The sequence below is a fragment of the Streptomyces echinoruber genome (genome assembly GCF_014651135.1).
GTDB lineage: Bacteria > Actinomycetota > Actinomycetes > Streptomycetales > Streptomycetaceae > Streptomyces > Streptomyces echinoruber.
The window spans coordinates 35,920-52,222 of the sequence record NZ_BMWH01000037.1 but is presented as its reverse complement, the minus strand read 5'-3'; the positions used below and the strand labels follow the sequence as shown (position 1 = coordinate 52,222).

Sequence of the window (16,303 nt, the reverse complement as noted above, 5' to 3'; positions counted from 1 at the left end):
GGCGGGCCCGGCCTTCCAGGGCACGATCAAGTCGGCGGTGGCGTTCGGGGCGCTGCTCTCCCAGGGCATCGGGGACACCATCCGGGTGTCGCTGAGCGCGCCGCCGGCGGAGGAGGTCAAGGTCGGCATCGCGATCCTGGAGGCGCTGGGGCTGCGGCAGCGGCGGCTGGAGATCGTCTCGTGCCCGTCGTGCGGGCGGGCGCAGGTGGACGTGTACAAGCTGGCGGAGGAGGTCACCGCGGGCCTTCAGGGCATGGAGGTGCCGCTGCGGGTGGCGGTGATGGGCTGCGTGGTCAACGGCCCCGGCGAGGCCCGCGAGGCCGACCTCGGCGTCGCCTCCGGCAACGGCAAGGGGCAGATCTTCGTCAAGGGCGAGGTCATCAAGACCGTCCCCGAGTCGAAGATCGTCGAGACCCTCATCGAGGAGGCGATGAAACTCGCCGAGCAGATGCAGGCCGACGGCGCCGCCTCCGGCGAACCGCAGGTGTCCGTCGCCGGCTGAGCCCGTCCCGGCCCCCGGGGGCTCGGCGCGGCACGACCACGGCAGGTACAGTGCGGAGATCCGCAGACCTTAGGGTGAGGCCCCGCACGTGTTGACCCAGACCACTTCCCGGGTTCTCGGACCGGACGACCTGGAGGCCGCGCTCGCCGTCCTGGACCGCGAACCCGTCGCGAACGCCTTCGTGACCTCGCGCGTGCAGGTGGCGGGCCTGGACCCGTGGCGGCTCGGCGGCGAGATGTGGGGCTGGTACGAGGACGGCGTGCTCACCTCCCTGTGCTACGCCGGCGCCAACCTCGTCCCCATCTGCGCCACCCCCCGCGCCGTCCGCGCCTTCGCCGAGCGCGCCCGGCGGGCCGGGCGCCGCTGCTCCTCCATCGTCGGCCCCGCCGACGCCACCGCCGAACTGTGGCGGCTGCTCGAACCCAGCTGGGGCCCGGCCCGCGAAGTCCGCGCCCACCAGCCCCTGATGATCGCCGACCGCATGCCTGCCGACGTCGCGCCCGACCCGTACGTCCGCCGCATCCGCAAGGACGAGATGGAGACCATCCTCCCGGCGTGCGTGGCGATGTTCACCGAGGAGGTCGGCGTCTCCCCGCTCGCCGGCGACGGCGGCCTCCTCTACCAGGCCCGCGTCGCCGAACTCGTCGGCTCCGGACGCTCCTTCGCCCGCCTCGACGACGACGGCAAGGTGGTGTTCAAGGCCGAGATCGGCGCGGCCACCCCCCAGGCCTGCCAGATCCAGGGCGTGTGGGTGGCCCCCGAGTACCGGGGCCGCGGTCTGGCCGCGCCGGGCATGGCCGCCGTCCTGCGCTACGCGCTGACCGAGGTGGCGCCGGTGGTGAGCCTGTACGTGAACGACTTCAACACCCCGGCGCGCCGGACCTACCGCAGGGTGGGCTTCCGCGAGGTCGGCGAGTTCATGAGCGTGCTGTTCTGACGCGCGAGCGCGCCGTTCCGATGGATGACGCCGTCCCGCTTGACGAGCCCGCCGTTCCGCTTGACGAGCCCGCCGTTCCGACGCACGAGCGCGCCGCTGTGCACCGCACCTTGTCACGGACCACCTGCCCGCACACCGCCACCCGCACCCCCCTGTAGGCTCCCCACATGCTGCGCATCCCCGGTCACGGCCCCCGCCGCTCCGACGACATCGTGATCGGCCCGCTCGACCTCGCCGCCCGCGTCGACGAGGCCCTGGCCGTCCAGGCGGTGGCCTTCGGGCTCAGCGCCGACGAGGTCGCCGTCCGCCGCCAGATCGTGCAGCGGCACATGACCTACCCGGGGGCCAGGGCCCTCGGCGCCACCACCGCCCGCGGCGAACTGGTCGGGTTCGTCTACGGCATGCCCAACGACCGCACCCACTGGTGGTCCACGGTCGTCGAGCCCTACCTGCGCGTGCGCGGCCACGAGGACTGGCTGGACGACTCGTTCGTCATCACCGAGCTGCACGTCCACCCGCACCACCAGAACCGCGGCGTCGGCCGCGCCCTCATCACCACCCTCACCGACGCCGCCGCCGAGCCCCGCTCGATCCTCTCCGCGATCGACACCGACAGCCCCGCGCGGGCGCTGTACCGCTCCCTGGGCTACGCCGACCTCGCCCGGCAGGTCCTCTTCCCCAGCGCCCCCAAGCCGTACGCCGTGATGGGCGCCCACCTGCCGCTGCGCCGCAAGGGCGGGACGGCGGCCGGGGAACGGGCCGGCGACGCATAACCGATTTCCGCCGCGGCGGACCGCCCGGCTACCCTCCTGCCCATCACCCCTCCCCGGCTCCCGGCTTCGCCAGGGCCAGGGAACCCCAGCAGCAGGAGTACGAGAACCATGGCGAACGCACCGGTCCAGCGCATGTCCCAGTTGATGGCCAAGACCCTGCGCGACGACCCGGCGGACGCCGAGGTGCTCAGCCACAAACTCCTGGTCCGCGCCGGCTACGTACGCCGCACCGCCGCCGGCGTCTGGTCCTGGCTGCCGCTCGGCCGCAAGGTCCTCGCCAACGTGGAGCGCATCGTCCGCGAGGAGATGGACGCCATCGGCGCGCAGGAGGTGCTGCTGCCCGCGCTGCTGCCGCGCGAGCCGTACGAGGCGACCGGCCGCTGGGACGAGTACGGCGCCGAACTGTTCCGCCTGAAGGACCGCAAGGGCGGCGACTACCTCCTCGGCCCCACCCACGAGGAGATCTTCACCCTGCTGGTGAAGGACCAGGCGACCTCCTACAAGGACCTGCCGGTCATCCTCTACCAGATCCAGACCAAGTACCGGGACGAGGCCCGGCCCCGCGCCGGCATCCTGCGCGGCCGCGAGTTCCAGATGAAGGACTCCTACTCCTTCGACCTCGACGACGAGGGCCTCGCCCGCTCCTACGCCCTGCACCGCCAGGCCTACCAGCGCATCTTCGACCGCCTCGGCCTCGACTACCGCATCTGCGCGGCGACCGCCGGCGCGATGGGCGGCTCCAAGTCGGAGGAGTTCCTCGCCCCGGCCGCCGCCGGCGAGGACACCTTCGCCGACTGCCCGAACTGCGACTTCGCCGCCAACACCGAGGCGATCACCTACGAGCTGAAGCCGGTGGACGCCTCCGACGTCCCGGCCGCCGAGGAGATCCCCACCCCCGACACCCCGACGATCGAGACCCTCGCCGCCTCGCTCGGCGTCCCCGCCTCCGCGACCCTGAAGAACCTTCTGGTCAAGGTCGACGGCGAGATCGTCGCCGTCGGCGTGCCCGGCGACCGCGAGGTCGACCTGGACAAGGTCGAGGCGCACTTCGCCCCGGCCGTCGTCGAGATGGTCACCGAGGGGGACTTCGCCAACCGGCCGGACCTGGTCCGCGGCTACGTCGGCCCGCAGGGGCTGGACAAGGTGAAGTACATCGCCGACCCGCGCGTGGCCCCCGGCACCGCGTGGATCACCGGCGCCAACAAGCCCGACACGCACGCCAGGAACGTCGTCGCCGGCCGCGACTTCCAGGTCGACGAGTACGTCGACGTCGTCGTCGTGCAGGAGGGCGACCCCTGCCCGAAGTGCGGCACCGGCCTGAAGCTGGACCGCGCCATCGAGATCGGCCACATCTTCCAGCTCGGCCGCAAGTACACCGACGCCCTCAAGCTCGACGTCCTCGGCCAGAACGGCAAGCCCGTCCGCGTCACCATGGGCTCCTACGGCATCGGCGTCTCCCGCGCCGTCGCCGCCCTCGCCGAGCAGCACGCCGACGACAAGGGCCTGATCTGGCCCAAGGAGGTCGCCCCGGCCGACGTGCACGTCGTCGCCGCCGGCAAGGCCCAGCAGACCGAGGTCGCCCTCGACGTCTCCGGCCGGCTCGCCGCCGCCGGCGTCCGGGTCCTCGTCGACGACCGGGCCGGTGTCTCCCCGGGCGTGAAGTTCACCGACGCCGAACTCATCGGCGTACCGGCCATCCTGGTCGTCGGGCGGCGCGCCGGCGAGGGCGTCGTCGAACTCCGGGACCGCCGCACCGGCGAGCGCGAGGAACTCCCGATCGAGGACGCCCTCGCCCGCCTGACCTCGGCCTGACCGCCTCCCGCACGGCGCGGGACCGGGCCCCGAGGCCCGGTCCCACCGGTCACAGCCAGCTCGCGAACTCCAGCAGCAGCTCGGCGTCCCGCCCCCGCCCGACCCGGTGCGCCCGCACACCCGACTCCACGGCGCGGAACAGCGTCCAGCCGCGCAGCCGCTCCTGGTCCACCTCCAGGGACTCCGCGAGCCGCTTGACCCGGCGACGGGTGATCGCGGCCCCGGACGGCGCCGCGATCAGGTCCTCCACCCGGTCGCGCACCAGGCGGGCCAGGTCGAAGGCGCACTCGCCGACCACCGGATCGGGGCCGACCGCCAGCCAGGGCATGCGGTCCCCGGCGAGGATCTTGCTCTGGCGCAGGGTGCCGTGCAGCAGCCGCTCCTCGGGCGGGGCGGCCAGCAGCGCCTCACGCGCCGCCAGGGCCGCGTCGACCAGGGGCGCGACCTCCGGCCGGGACCGGGCGCCGGCCCGCATGGCCGCCGCCTGCCGGCCGGTGCGCTCGGCCACCGTCTCGAAGGAGTGGCCGGCGGGCGGCTCCACCCACAGCCGCCGCAGCGTGTCCGCCGCCTCCAGCAGCGCCCTCGCCTCCGGCAGGGTGCGCACCGACACCTCCGGGTGCAGCCGCTCCAGCAGCAGCACCCCCTCGGCCGGATCGGCGTCCAGGAGCCGCACGGCACCCCGCCCGGCCCAGTGGGCGAGCGCGGCTCGCTCGCTCTCCGGGCGGGCCCGGGGCGGCGCCAGTTTCAGCACCGCCGGAGTGCCGTCCGCGCGCCGCACCAGCAGCACCAGGCTGCTGCGCCCCCCGGGCACCTGCACCCGCTCCACGGTCAACCCGCGCTCCGCGGCGGCCCGCTGCACCAGGCCGGGCAGCAGCGCGAGCCAGTCGTCACCGTCCGGCGCGGTCTCGGCGAGTGCCCGCACCAGACGCTGCGGCGGTTCGAAAGCCATGCGCGAGTCGTTCCCTTTCCACGAGCGCCGTACGTCTCATCCCGTCGGTGTCGCCGAGGGCGCCGGGGCGGCCGCCGCCCGCTCGGCGAGACCAGGGAAGGCTACGCTCCCGCCGCGCCAGCGCACCGCCCGCACCGCCGCCTCCGCCAGCGCCCCGGCGGCCTCCCGCCGCCGCTCGCCCGTCGTGGCCCGCACCGCGTCCGCGTACACCCCGGCCACCCGGTCCTCCAGTTCCGCGGCGAGCCGCGCCGCCGCCTCCGCGTCCGGCACCGGGAACGGCAGCGCGTACGCCGCCGCCGCGGCCACCGGCCGCCCGCCCAGGTCCCGTATCCGCCGCGCCAGCGCGTCCCGGCGCGCCCGGTGCGCGTCCCAGGCCGATCGCGCCTGCTCGCGCCGCGCCTCGCCGATGCGGCCGCCCACCACGCCGTACCCGTACACCGCCGCGTGCTCCGCGGCCAGCGCCGCCTGCAGCGCCGCCAGTTCCCGCCTCCCGGCCTCCCCGGTCCCGCTCATCGGGCGGCCTCCTGTGCCGTCAGCAGGTAGACGTGCGCGGCGCCCGCCGCCGCCACCGAGGCCAGCAGCCGCGCCAGTTCGCCCGGCGCGTCCAGCAGCGCGGCGGTACGCCGGTCGGCCAGCGCCCGCTCGGCGGCGGCCAGGGAGGCCAGGGCCTGCTTCTCGTCGGCCGGCACGGCGGCGGGCGACACCGACGCGGACGCCGACGCGGACACCGACGCGGACGCCGACGCGGACGCCGACGCGGACGCCGACGCCGACGGGGAGGCGGCTGCGGAGCCGCCGCCGAACGCGCGCGCGTGCCGCACGACCTCCGCCCGCAGCGGCCGCAGCCGCTCCGCCAGCCCCGGGTGCGCCGCGACCACGGCGTCGTAGTGCGCGGCCAGCCGCTCGCTGTCCCGGGCCGCCCGCGCGCGAAGGCGCTCCGCGGCCGGCCGGCCGCCGCCCGTCTCCCCGGACCCGGCCGAGCAGCCGGCCAGCAACAGGCCCCCGGCGGCGGAGGCGAGCACGGTTCTTCTGCGCGGCCCCGTACGGGCGCGCGGCGGTGGGGGGAGCGGCACGGCGGACGTCCTCGGGGATCGTACGGAACAGGAGCTGGGGGCGACACGCCCGTGATCACCGTACCCGCGCACCTGTACGACGCCACCCACCGGCACCGCCCGCGGCCCGCACGACGCCCGGGTGGACGGCAACACCCTCCGGGACCGGATACGCTGTGACCTGAGACGCGACCTTCCCACAACAGCACACGCGGCCGAGGAGTCACCCGGATGAGCACCACCCAGAGCGAGAGGCTGCGAGAGCTCCTGGAACCGCTCGTCAGCTCCCAGGGCCTGGATCTCGAAGAGATCACCGTGGACTCGGTCGGCCGCAAGCGTGTGCTCCGCGTCGTCGTCGACTCCGACACCGGGGCGGACCTCGACCGGATCGCCGAGGTGAGCCGCGCGCTCTCGGCGAAGCTGGACGAGACGGACGTGATGGGCGAGGGCGAGTACACCCTCGAAGTCGGCACCCCGGGCGCGGAGCGCCTCCTCAAGGAGCACCGGCACTACGTCAGAGCCACCGGCCGGCTGGTCAGATTCCAGTTGACCGAGGGCGGCGAGCTGGTCGCCAGGATCCTGAAGGTCGACGACGAGGGACTCGATCTCGAGGTACCCGGAGTGAAGGGCCGCAAGCCCACGGCGCGCAGGCTCCCCTTCGCGGACATCGCCAGGGCGCGAGTCCAGGTCGAGTTCAACCGCAAGGACACGTAAGGAAGAGGAGGCGAAGCCGTGGACATCGACATGAGTGCCCTGCGGGGTTTGGTACGGGAGAAGGAGATCTCCTTCGACCGGCTGGTCGAGGCGATCGAGGCCGCTCTCCTCATCGCCTACCACCGCACCGAGGGAAGCCGCCGCCACGCACGCGTGGAGCTCGACCGGAACACCGGCCACGTCACCGTGTGGGCCAAGGAGGACCCCGAGGACCTCGAACCCGGCCAGGAGCCCCGCGAGTTCGACGACACACCGTCGGGTTTCGGCCGGATCGCGGCGACCACCGCCAAGCAGGTGATCCTGCAGCGGCTGCGCGACGCGGAGGACGAGCAGACGCTCGGCGAGTACGCCGGCCGCGAGGGCGACATCGTCACCGGTGTGGTGCAGCAGGGCCGCGACCCGAAGAACGTGCTGGTCGACATCGGCAAGCTGGAGGCCATCCTGCCCGCGCAGGAGCAGGCCCCCGGCGAGACCTACGAGCACGGCAAGCGCCTGCGCTCCTACGTCGTGCGGGTCGCCAAGGGCGTGCGCGGCCCGTCCGTGACGCTCTCGCGCACCCACCCGAACCTGGTGAAGAAGCTCTTCGCCCTGGAGGTGCCGGAGATCGCCGACGGCTCGGTGGAGATCGCCGCGATCGCCCGCGAGGCCGGCCACCGCACCAAGATCGCCGTCCGGTCCACGCGGCCCGGGCTCAACGCCAAGGGCGCCTGCATCGGCCCCATGGGCGGCCGTGTGCGCAATGTCATGGCCGAGCTGAACGGTGAGAAGATCGACATCGTCGACTGGTCGGACGACCCGGCCCAGATGGTGGCCAACGCCCTCTCCCCGGCCCGCGTCTCCAAGGTGGACATCGTCGACATGGCGTCCCGGTCGGCCCGGGTCACCGTGCCCGACTACCAGCTGTCGCTGGCGATCGGCAAGGAGGGCCAGAACGCCCGCCTCGCCGCCCGCCTGACCGGCTGGCGCATCGACATCCGCCCGGACACCGAGCAGGCGCCGCCGACGGAGGGATGAGCCGCCCCGGGCGCCTCCAGGGGCGTCGACGGGGCGCACGGAGGCGTACGACGGCGTCCGGTGGCGCACAGCGGTGTCCTGCGGCGCACGACGCGGTGTCCGACGGCGTCGGGAGAACCCGTCCAGCCCGTACGGTGTCGACCGGCCCCCGGTCGCCGTACGAGCCCGCTCCGCGCGGCCGTCGCGGCCCGGCCGGACGGTCGTGCCGGGCGCAACCGGGCAGTCCTGCCGGGGGCGCGTCCGGGACGTCCCGGCGCGTCCGGGTGGCCGTCTGAGCAGGCGTCCGAATAGGAAGCCCCCGAACGGGGGAATAGATCTGTGCCGCAGGTCGTTCGGATCACGACAGTCTTGCGCACGGCAACTGTTCGACTCTTGCCCCAAAGGGGTGAGGTCGGTGCGGGGAGGTAGACTTAAGGGTGTCTGGCCGGACGCGTACCCGCGCATGCCCTGAGCGCACCTGTGTGGGGTGCCGGGAGCGCGCGGCCAAGGCCGAACTGCTGCGGACCGTGGTGATCGAGGGCGAGTGCGTCCCCGATCTTCGCGGTACGCTGCCCGGCCGGGGTGCCTATGTACACCCCGCACTGGTCTGTCTCGACCAGGCGGTACGCCGCCGGGCGTTCCCGCGGGCGCTGCGCGTCCCGGGGCCGCTCGACGTAAAGGCGTTGCGCCGGCACGTCGAGCAGACACACGGTAAGACGTGACCGCACGGACACCCCGTGCGGTCTGGTACCTCGCGAGTGAAAGCAGGTCGAGATTGCGATGAGCACTCGATGAGTACGCGATGAGTACGCCCATGAACTAGCGACGGTCCGGAGTTCACTCCCGGACCTCAAAGGAGCGAAGTGGCTAAGGTCCGGGTTTACGAACTCGCCAAGGAGTTCGGAGTCGAGAGCAAGGTCGTCATGGCCAAGCTCCAGGAGCTCGGTGAATTCGTCCGTTCGGCGTCCTCGACGATCGAGGCGCCCGTAGTACGCAAGCTGACCGACGCCTTCCAGCAGGGAGGCGGAGGCAACGGCAAGTCCGCCGCGAAGCCCGCGGCACCGAAGAAGGCCGCCCCCAGGCCCGCCGCGCCGACCCCGGCGCAGGCCGGCGGCACCTCCCCCGGCGTCAAGCCGGCGGGGGACCGTCCGGCTGCCCCGAAGCCGGTGCCCAGGCCCTCCGCGGGCCAGCAGCAGGCCGCCTCTCCGGCCGCCCCGTCGTCCCCGGCGGCGCCGTCGCCGGCCTCCGGCCCGCGCCCGGTGCCGGGCCCCAAGCCCGGCCCGCGCCCCGCGGCGCCCGGCTCCCCGGAGTTCACCGCGCCGTCCCCGGCTCCCGCCGCGCCCAAGCCCGGCGCGCGTCCGGGTGCGCCCAAGCCCGGTGCCCGTCCCGCCGCGTCCGGCCAGGGCCAGCAGGGCGGTCAGGGCCAGGGCGGCCAGAGCCGCCCGGCCGCGCAGTCCCCGCGCCCCGGTGCCCCGGCGCCCCGCCCGTCCGCGCGTCCGGCCGGTCCGCGCCCGGGCAACAACCCCTTCACCTCCGGCGGTTCCACCGGCATGGCCCGCCCGCAGGCGCCCCGGCCGCAGGCCCCGCGTCCCGGCGCGCCCGGCGCCGGCCCGCGCCCGCAGGCCCCGGCCGCGCAGGGCGGTCCGCGTCCGCAGGCCCCGGGCGGCTCCCGCCCGACCCCGGGCAACATGCCGCGCCCGCAGGCGCCGCGTCCCGGCGGCCCGCGTCCCAACCCCGGCATGATGCCGCCGCGTCCCGCGGCGGGCCCGCGTCCCGGCCCCGCCGGCGGTCGCGGCCCGGCCGGTGCCGGCCGTCCCGGCGGCGGCCGTCCCAGCCCCGGCGGCTTCGCCGGCCGTCCCGGCGGCGGTCGTCCGGGCGGCGGTGGCGGCGGCTTCGCCGGCCGTCCCGGCGGCGGTGGCGGCTTCGGCGGTGGCGGCGGTGGCCGCCCCGGCTTCGGCGGTCGTCCCGGCGGTCCCGGTGGCCGCGGCGGCACGCAGGGCGCCTTCGGCCGTCCCGGTGGTCCGGCGCGCCGCGGCCGCAAGTCGAAGCGGCAGCGCCGCCAGGAGTACGAGGCCATGCAGGCCCCGTCCGTCGGCGGTGTGATGCTGCCTCGCGGCAACGGCGAGACCGTCCGGCTGTCGCGCGGTGCGTCGCTCACCGACTTCGCGGAGAAGATCAACGCCAACCCGGCGTCCCTCGTCGCGGTCATGATGAACCTGGGCGAGATGGTCACCGCGACCCAGTCCGTCTCCGACGAGGCGCTGCAGCTCCTCGGCGACGAGATGAACTACAAGGTCCAGATCGTCAGCCCGGAGGAGGAGGACCGCGAGCTCCTCGAGTCCTTCGACATCGAGTTCGGCGAGGACGAGGGCGACGAGGAGAGCCTGGTCGCGCGTCCGCCGGTGGTCACCGTCATGGGTCACGTCGACCACGGCAAGACCCGCCTGCTCGACGCGATCCGCAAGACCAACGTCGTCGCGGGCGAGGCCGGCGGCATCACCCAGCACATCGGTGCCTACCAGGTCACCACCGAGGTCAACGGCGAGGACCGCAAGATCACCTTCATCGACACCCCGGGTCACGAGGCGTTCACCGCCATGCGTGCCCGCGGTGCCAAGTCGACGGACATCGCGATCCTGGTCGTCGCGGCCAACGACGGCGTCATGCCGCAGACGGTCGAGGCGCTCAACCACGCCAAGGCGGCCGACGTGCCGATCGTGGTCGCGGTCAACAAGATCGACGTCGAGGGCGCGGACCCGACCAAGGTGCGCGGCCAGCTCACCGAGTACGGCCTGGTGGCGGAGGAGTACGGCGGCGACACGATGTTCGTCGACATCTCCGCCAAGCAGGGGCTGCACATCGACGAGCTGCTCGAGGCGGTCATCCTCACCGCCGACGCCACCCTGGACCTGCGGGCCAACCCGCACCAGGACGCGCAGGGCATCGCCATCGAGGCCCGCCTCGACCGCGGCCGCGGTGCCGTGGCGACGGTCCTCGTCCAGCGCGGCACCCTGCGCGTGGGCGACACGATGGTGGTGGGCGACGCCTACGGCCGCGTGCGCGCCATGCTCGACGACAGCGGCAACAACGTCGAGGAGGCCCCGCCGTCCACGCCGGTCCAGGTCCTCGGCCTGACCAACGTGCCCAACGCCGGCGACAGCTTCATCGTCGTCGACGAGGACCGCACGGCCCGCCAGATCGCCGAGAAGCGCGCCGCCCGCGAGCGCAACGCCGCGTTCGCCCGCCGCACCCGCCGGGTGTCCCTCGAGGACCTCGACAAGGTGCTCAAGGCGAGCGAGGTCAAGCAGCTCAACCTCATCATCAAGGGCGACGCGTCCGGTTCCGTCGAGGCGCTGGAGTCCTCGCTGCTCCAGCTCGACGTCGGCGAGGACGTCGACATCCGGGTCCTGCACCGCGGCGTCGGTGCGGTCACGGAGTCCGACATCGACCTGGCGATGGGCTCGGACGCCATCGTGATCGGCTTCAACGTGCGCGCGGCGGGCCGTGCGCAGCAGATGGCCGAGCGCGAGGGCGTGGACGTCCGCTACTACTCGGTCATCTACCAGGCGATCGAGGAGATCGAGGCGGCCCTCAAGGGCATGCTCAAGCCGGAGTACGAGGAGGTCGAGCTCGGTACGGCCGAGATCCGCGAGATCTTCAAGTCGTCCAAGCTCGGCAACATCGCGGGTGTCATCATCCGCTCCGGCGAGGTCCGGCGGAACGCCAAGGCCCGCGTCATCCGCGACGGCAAGGTCGTGGCGGACAACCTCACCATCGAGGGCCTGCGCCGCTTCAAGGACGATGTCACCGAGATCCGCGAAGGCTTCGAGGGCGGTATCAACCTCGGAAACTTCAACGACATCAAGGTCGACGACATCATCCAGACCTTCGAGATGCGCGAGAAGCCGCGGGTGTGACACCCCGGCACACCACCGGCCGGCGGGACCTCCCGCCGGCCGGTGGCCGTGTGGACGGGCCCGCGGGTGTCTCCGGCCCGGGGTGGTGACGCCTTCGGGCCGGACTCGAGGACGCCATCGTCCCGGAGCGGTGACGCCCGGCCCCGGGACCGGGACGCACGCTTCCGGACCCGGGCAGGGCCTGCCCTGCCGCGGGCCCGATGGGTTTGATGGGTTCGCCGGGCTCAATGGGACTGCTGGGCTCAATGGGACCGATGGGCTCGAAGACGCGGTCGGAGCCTTCCGTCGCAGCTACCACAGTCACAGGGGTACCGGACCGGGCTTTCTCAGAGGTTCGAGCCGGATCCCCGAGCCCTCCGAGGCCGCAGGAGCCTCCGAATCCTCCTGGAACCTCCAGGGCCTCGGAGTCCCCTGATGTTTCCGTAGCCTCCGGGCGGGCCTCCGCAAGGCTGTGGACGGCTCCTCACCAGAGGGGCAGGGGACGGAGCCCCCGCCGGGGCCCGGGGCGGAGTCCCGGGGCGACGGTCACCCCTTGACCGGCCGAGTCGGGCGAGTGGGCGGGCGAACCCCTCGGAAGCACAGGGGGCGCCCCTGCGTTCCCGGCCCGGGAAACCCCGTCGAGCTCCCGGCAGGGACGCGGTACCGTTCATGATGTCCCTGCCCACCCACACCGGCGGCAGGACCTCGATCCCGTACCGGCGGGTGAACCGGCATCACACCATGTACGTGGGGACTCTGTCCTTCGACCTCCTCCTCGGCGACGTCCGGTCGCTGAAGGAGAAGCGCTCCGTCGTCCGCCCGATCGTCGCCGAACTCCAGCGGAAGTTCGCGGTGAGCGCGGCCGAGGTCGACCACACGGACCTCTACCGCAGGGCAGGCATCGGTCTCGCCGCGGTCTCCGGCGACGCGGGTCACCTGACCGACCTGCTGGACCGCTGCGAACGGCTGGTCGCCGCCCGCCCCGAAGTGGAGCTGCTGTCCGTCCGACGGCGCTTCCACGGCGACGACGACTGAAGCCCACGACCAGGACCACGCACACCACAGAACAGAAAGAACGGGAGACGGACCAGTGGCCGACAACGCGCGGGCTAAGAAGCTGGCGGACCTCATCCGGGAGGTGGTGGCCCAGAAGCTGCAGCGCGGGATCAAGGACCCGCGGCTCGGCTCGCACGTCACCATCACCGACACCCGGGTCACGGGCGACCTGCGGGAGGCGACCGTCTTCTACACCGTCTACGGCGACGAGGAGGAGCGTAAGGCCGCCGCGGCCGGGCTGGAGAGCGCCAAGGGCCTGCTGCGCTCGGAGGTCGGCAAGGCGGCCGGCGTGAAGTTCACGCCGACGCTCACCTTCGTCCCCGACGCCCTCCCGGAGACCGCCCGCACCATCGAGGATCTCCTCGACAAGGCCAAGGCCTCCGACGCCAAGGTGCGCGAGGCGGCGACGGGCGCCACGTACGCCGGCGACGCGGACCCGTACAAGAAGCCCGCCGCCGACGAGACGGACGACACCACCGCATGACCTCCGACACCACCAGCACCCACACCCCCGCCGGCGCCTCGCCCGGCACCTCGCGGCGGCCCGAGGGGCGCACCCCGCCGCCCGACGGCCTCGTCGTCGTCGACAAGCCGTCGGGCTTCACCTCGCACGACGTCGTCGCCAAGATGCGCGGCATCGCCAGGACCCGCCGCGTCGGGCACGCCGGCACCCTGGACCCGATGGCGACCGGCGTCCTCGTCCTCGGCGTGGGGCGGGCCACCAAGCTCCTCGGCCACCTGGCGCTGACGGAGAAGGAGTACCTGGGCACCATCCGCCTCGGCCAGACGACGCTCACCGACGACGCCGAGGGAGAGGTCACCGCCTCCACCGACGCCTCGCGGATCACCCGGGAGGCGATCGACACCGGGATCGCCAAGCTGACCGGCGACATCATGCAGGTGCCGTCCAAGGTCAGCGCCATCAAGATCAACGGCGTGCGCTCGTACAAACGGGCCCGGGAGGGCGAGGACTTCGACCTCCCCGCCCGGCCCGTGACGGTCTCCTCCTTCACCGTGCACGACGTCCGCGCGGCCGTCGCCGCCGACGGCACCCCGGTGCTGGACCTGGTGGTGTCGGTGGTGTGCTCCTCCGGCACCTACATCCGCGCCCTCGCCCGCGACCTGGGCGCGGACCTCGGCGTCGGCGGCCACCTGACCGCCCTGCGCCGCACCCGGGTCGGCCCGTACGGCCTGGACCAGGCGCGCACCCTGGACCAGCTCCAGAAGGAGCTGGCGGTCATGCCGATCGCCGAGGCCGCCGCGGCCGCGTTCCCGCGCTGGGACGTGGACGCCAAGCGGGCCCGGCTGCTCGCCAACGGCGTCCTGCTGGAGATGCCCGGGGAGTACGCGGGCGCCGGCCCCGTCGCCGTCTTCGACCCCGACGGGAGGTTCCTGGCGCTGGTGGAGAACCAGCGGGGCAGGAGCAAGAGCCTCGCGGTCTTCGCCTGACGCTTCCCGGCGTCCGTCCCCTCGGTGTCCGTCTTCCCGGCGTCCGCTCTCCCAGCCCGTCCTTCCGCTCCGGCTCCACGGGCTGTCCGGTTTCGCGGGTTGTGGTTTCGCGGTTCGCCCGTGGAGCGGCGGCCACGGGTGTTCTCGCCGCCGCTCCACGGTCCCCCCTCGGTTCCCCCACCCTGTGTGTATCCAGCCGCCACCGCCCATTCACCCGACCGGGCAGGCGCTCGGAGTGAACCGGGGTTGTGGAAGGGGGCGCGTTCGCCCCGCGCTCCGTCCCGCCGATCATCGCCCGTCTCCGTGGCAGGGACGGGGAAGGACAGACGAGGAAGGACAGGGGGCGGACGAAGCACACGGCGGACGGCGGGGGAGGACCACGATGGCGGAACGGGGCCCGCCTGGACGAGGCCCTGCGGGTCCTGGTGCGCCACTCCCGCCCCGCCGGAAAGGCACCTCCGCCGCCCGTCCCGCGGCACCGCATCGGCCCGGTCGTCCAGTCGTCCAGGCGCTGCTGCTCCTGGGGCGCCGGCACGGTGGGCACCGATTCGCCGCCGGACTGGGCGAGTTGGTGGACGCGCTGGACGCCGGCCCGCCCTCCCGGTGGGCCGCCCGGCTGCTCGCGGAGGTCCCGCTCGGCGTGCCGGACGCGACGCCGTACACCACCGTGCTGGAACGACTCGCCGACCACATCGTCGCCCGCCGCCGCCAACGGCGCCCCTTACCGGGGGAGTTCGCCCCCGCCTTCTGGACCGCGCTGCCGCTGCCGCACGCCGGGCACCTGGCCCTGCTGCACATCCTCGTCCTCGCCGACGACGCCCCGCACGACACTGCCGCGCCTTGCCACTCCGACGACGTCGCCGGTCGGCGGGCACTCCGCGGGAGTGGGAGGCGCCGGCCGGCCCGGCACTCGCCGCACGGGCGAACGGTCGGCCGGGGCCGCAATCCCCGTGTGAAGCTCTGTCCAGGGCGTGTCCGGGGCATGTCCGGGGCGTGTCCGGTCACGTGCGGCCCGTCACAGCGACCATGCCGATGCGGGCCGTGCGGACCCGGCATGGCACCCTTAGACCTGCGTAACAGGAAACGAGACGCAACCAGACGTAACCAGACACCCACCGGACACGGGTTCGACGAGGAGCGGTCACAGTGCAGCGCTGGCGTGGCTTGGAGGACATCCCCCAGGACTGGGGGCGCAGCGTCGTCACCATCGGCTCCTACGACGGAGTCCACCGCGGACACCAGCTGATCATTAGGCACGCCGTGGACCGTGCCCGCGAGCTCGGCATCCCCAGTGTCGTGGTCACCTTCGACCCGCACCCCAGCGAGGTCGTCCGCCCCGGCAGCCACCCGCCGCTGCTCGCCCCCCACCACCGCCGCGCCGAACTCATGGCCGAACTCGGCGTCGACGCGGTCCTCATCCTCCCCTTCACCACGGAGTTCTCGAAGCTGTCGCCGGCCGACTTCGTCGTCAAGGTCCTGGTCGACAAGCTGCACGCGCGGGTCGTCGTCGAGGGCCCCAACTTCCGCTTCGGCCACAAGGCCGCCGGCAACGTGGAGTTCCTCGCCGAGCAGGGCAAGGTCTACGACTTCGAGGTCGACGTCGTCGACCTGTACGTCACCGGCGAGGCGGGCGGCGGCGAACCCTTCTCCTCCACCCTCACCCGGCGCCTGGTCGCCGAGGGCGACGTCACGGGCGTCCGCGAGATCCTCGGCCGCCCGCACCGCGTCGAGGGCGTCGTCGTACGCGGCGCCCAGCGCGGCCGCGAACTCGGCTACCCCACGGCCAACGTCGAGACCCTCCCGCACACCGCCGTCCCCGCCGACGGCGTCTACGCCGGCTACCTGCACGCCCAGGGCGAGGTCATGCCGGCCGCCGTCTCCGTCGGCACCAACCCGCAGTTCGACGGCACCGAGCGCACGGTGGAGGCGTACGCCATCGACCGCGTCGACCTCGACCTGTACGGGCTGCACGTCGCCGTCGACTTCCTGGCGTTCGTGCGCGGGCAGGCCAGGTTCGACACCGTCGACGCGCTGCTGGAGCAGATGGCGCGGGACGTGCAGCGCTGCCGGGAACTGATCGAGCAGGACCGGCGGACGGCGGACGGCTGAGCGGCGAGCACTCCGCCGAGCGGCGCGCTCGCACGACGACGAAGGGCGGCCGGTGCCCGCG

General features: G+C 73.7%; 15 protein-coding genes. 12 read left to right on the top strand and 3 right to left on the bottom strand.

Annotated features, from left to right (window positions below):
- The 4 genes from IE225_RS29760 to IE225_RS29745 all read left to right on the top strand — a co-directional run.
- A partial coding sequence (locus tag IE225_RS29760) for a flavodoxin-dependent (E)-4-hydroxy-3-methylbut-2-enyl-diphosphate synthase (protein ID WP_190060754.1) occupies positions 1–502 on the top strand: 502 nt, incomplete at its 5' end.
- Positions 503–590: 88 nt separating this feature from the next.
- A complete protein-coding gene (locus IE225_RS29755; protein WP_190060753.1) occupies positions 591–1,439 on the top strand; it encodes a GNAT family N-acetyltransferase in 849 nt (282 codons plus the stop codon).
- Positions 1,440–1,606: 167 nt separating this feature from the next.
- Entirely contained in the window at positions 1,607–2,212 is a 606-nt protein-coding gene (locus IE225_RS29750) for a GNAT family N-acetyltransferase (RefSeq protein WP_190060752.1), read from the top strand.
- Between the two features lie 108 nt (positions 2,213–2,320).
- Positions 2,321–4,024 carry a proline--tRNA ligase gene (locus IE225_RS29745; RefSeq protein WP_190060751.1) on the top strand — a complete coding sequence of 568 codons (1,704 nt, stop codon included), beginning with the start codon at positions 2,321–2,323 and terminating at the stop codon, positions 4,022–4,024.
- 49 nt (positions 4,025–4,073) lie between these two features.
- Here IE225_RS29745 and IE225_RS29740 read toward each other — a convergent pair whose 3' ends face one another.
- Genes IE225_RS29740 through IE225_RS29730 form a run of 3 tightly spaced genes read right to left on the bottom strand, consistent with a single transcriptional unit; the run spans position 4,074 to position 6,046 of the window.
- The gene (locus IE225_RS29740; protein WP_190060750.1) at positions 4,074–4,973 is read right to left on the bottom strand and encodes an aminoglycoside phosphotransferase family protein; all 900 of its coding nucleotides are present in this window, start codon (positions 4,971–4,973) and stop codon (positions 4,074–4,076) included.
- Between the two features lie 36 nt (positions 4,974–5,009).
- Positions 5,010–5,486, bottom strand: a complete 477-nt coding sequence (locus IE225_RS29735; RefSeq protein ID WP_190060749.1) for a DUF4439 domain-containing protein — start codon at positions 5,484–5,486, stop codon at positions 5,010–5,012.
- On the bottom strand, positions 5,483–6,046 hold the full coding sequence (locus IE225_RS29730; RefSeq protein ID WP_190060748.1) for a hypothetical protein: 564 nt from the start codon (positions 6,044–6,046) through the stop codon (positions 5,483–5,485). The genes IE225_RS29735 and IE225_RS29730 overlap by 4 nt, the downstream gene beginning before the upstream one ends.
- A 210-nt stretch (positions 6,047–6,256) precedes the next feature.
- On the opposite strand from IE225_RS29730, the gene rimP reads away from it, so the two are divergent.
- The 8 genes from rimP to IE225_RS29690 all read left to right on the top strand — a co-directional run bounded on the left by rimP (position 6,257) and on the right by IE225_RS29690 (position 16,242).
- A complete protein-coding gene (gene rimP, locus IE225_RS29725) occupies positions 6,257–6,739 on the top strand; it encodes a ribosome maturation factor RimP (RefSeq protein ID WP_190060747.1) in 483 nt (160 codons plus the stop codon).
- An 18-nt stretch (positions 6,740–6,757) separates the two neighbouring features.
- Complete coding sequence (gene nusA / locus IE225_RS29720; RefSeq protein WP_190060746.1) at positions 6,758–7,753, top strand: transcription termination factor NusA; 996 nt, start codon at positions 6,758–6,760, stop codon at positions 7,751–7,753.
- Between the two features lie 416 nt (positions 7,754–8,169).
- Positions 8,170–8,454 (top strand): YlxR family protein, encoded by a 285-nt coding sequence (locus tag IE225_RS29715; protein ID WP_190060745.1) that lies wholly within the window; start codon positions 8,170–8,172, stop codon positions 8,452–8,454.
- A gap of 141 nt (positions 8,455–8,595) precedes the next feature.
- Positions 8,596–11,649: a translation initiation factor IF-2 gene (gene infB / locus IE225_RS29710; RefSeq protein WP_190060744.1), complete on the top strand. Its 3,054-nt coding sequence runs from the start codon at positions 8,596–8,598 to the stop codon at positions 11,647–11,649.
- A gap of 720 nt (positions 11,650–12,369) precedes the next feature.
- Positions 12,370–12,663 (top strand): DUF503 domain-containing protein, encoded by a 294-nt coding sequence (locus IE225_RS29705; protein ID WP_190060756.1) that lies wholly within the window; start codon positions 12,370–12,372, stop codon positions 12,661–12,663.
- Positions 12,664–12,718: 55 nt separating this feature from the next.
- Complete coding sequence (gene rbfA, locus IE225_RS29700; protein WP_190060743.1) at positions 12,719–13,168, top strand: 30S ribosome-binding factor RbfA; 450 nt, start codon at positions 12,719–12,721, stop codon at positions 13,166–13,168.
- On the top strand, positions 13,165–14,133 hold the full coding sequence (gene truB / locus IE225_RS29695) for a tRNA pseudouridine(55) synthase TruB (RefSeq protein ID WP_190060742.1): 969 nt from the start codon (positions 13,165–13,167) through the stop codon (positions 14,131–14,133). The genes rbfA and truB overlap by 4 nt, the downstream gene beginning before the upstream one ends.
- Positions 14,134–15,279: 1,146 nt before the next feature.
- Positions 15,280–16,242 carry a bifunctional riboflavin kinase/FAD synthetase gene (locus IE225_RS29690; RefSeq protein ID WP_190060741.1) on the top strand — a complete coding sequence of 321 codons (963 nt, stop codon included), beginning with the start codon at positions 15,280–15,282 and terminating at the stop codon, positions 16,240–16,242.
- Positions 16,243–16,303 lie beyond the last annotated feature (61 nt).

Coding starts and splice junctions, on each gene's coding strand:
- IE225_RS29750 (WP_190060752.1), top strand. CDS start 1,607: ATGCTGCGCATCCCCGGTCACGGCCCCCGCCGCTCCGACGACATCGTG.
- IE225_RS29745 (WP_190060751.1), top strand. CDS start 2,321: ATGGCGAACGCACCGGTCCAGCGCATGTCCCAGTTGATGGCCAAGACC.
- IE225_RS29740 (WP_190060750.1), bottom strand. CDS start 4,973: ATGGCTTTCGAACCGCCGCAGCGTCTGGTGCGGGCACTCGCCGAGACC.
- IE225_RS29735 (WP_190060749.1), bottom strand. CDS start 5,486: ATGAGCGGGACCGGGGAGGCCGGGAGGCGGGAACTGGCGGCGCTGCAG.
- rimP (WP_190060747.1), top strand. CDS start 6,257: ATGAGCACCACCCAGAGCGAGAGGCTGCGAGAGCTCCTGGAACCGCTC.
- IE225_RS29705 (WP_190060756.1), top strand. CDS start 12,370: ATGTACGTGGGGACTCTGTCCTTCGACCTCCTCCTCGGCGACGTCCGG.
- truB (WP_190060742.1), top strand. CDS start 13,165: ATGACCTCCGACACCACCAGCACCCACACCCCCGCCGGCGCCTCGCCC.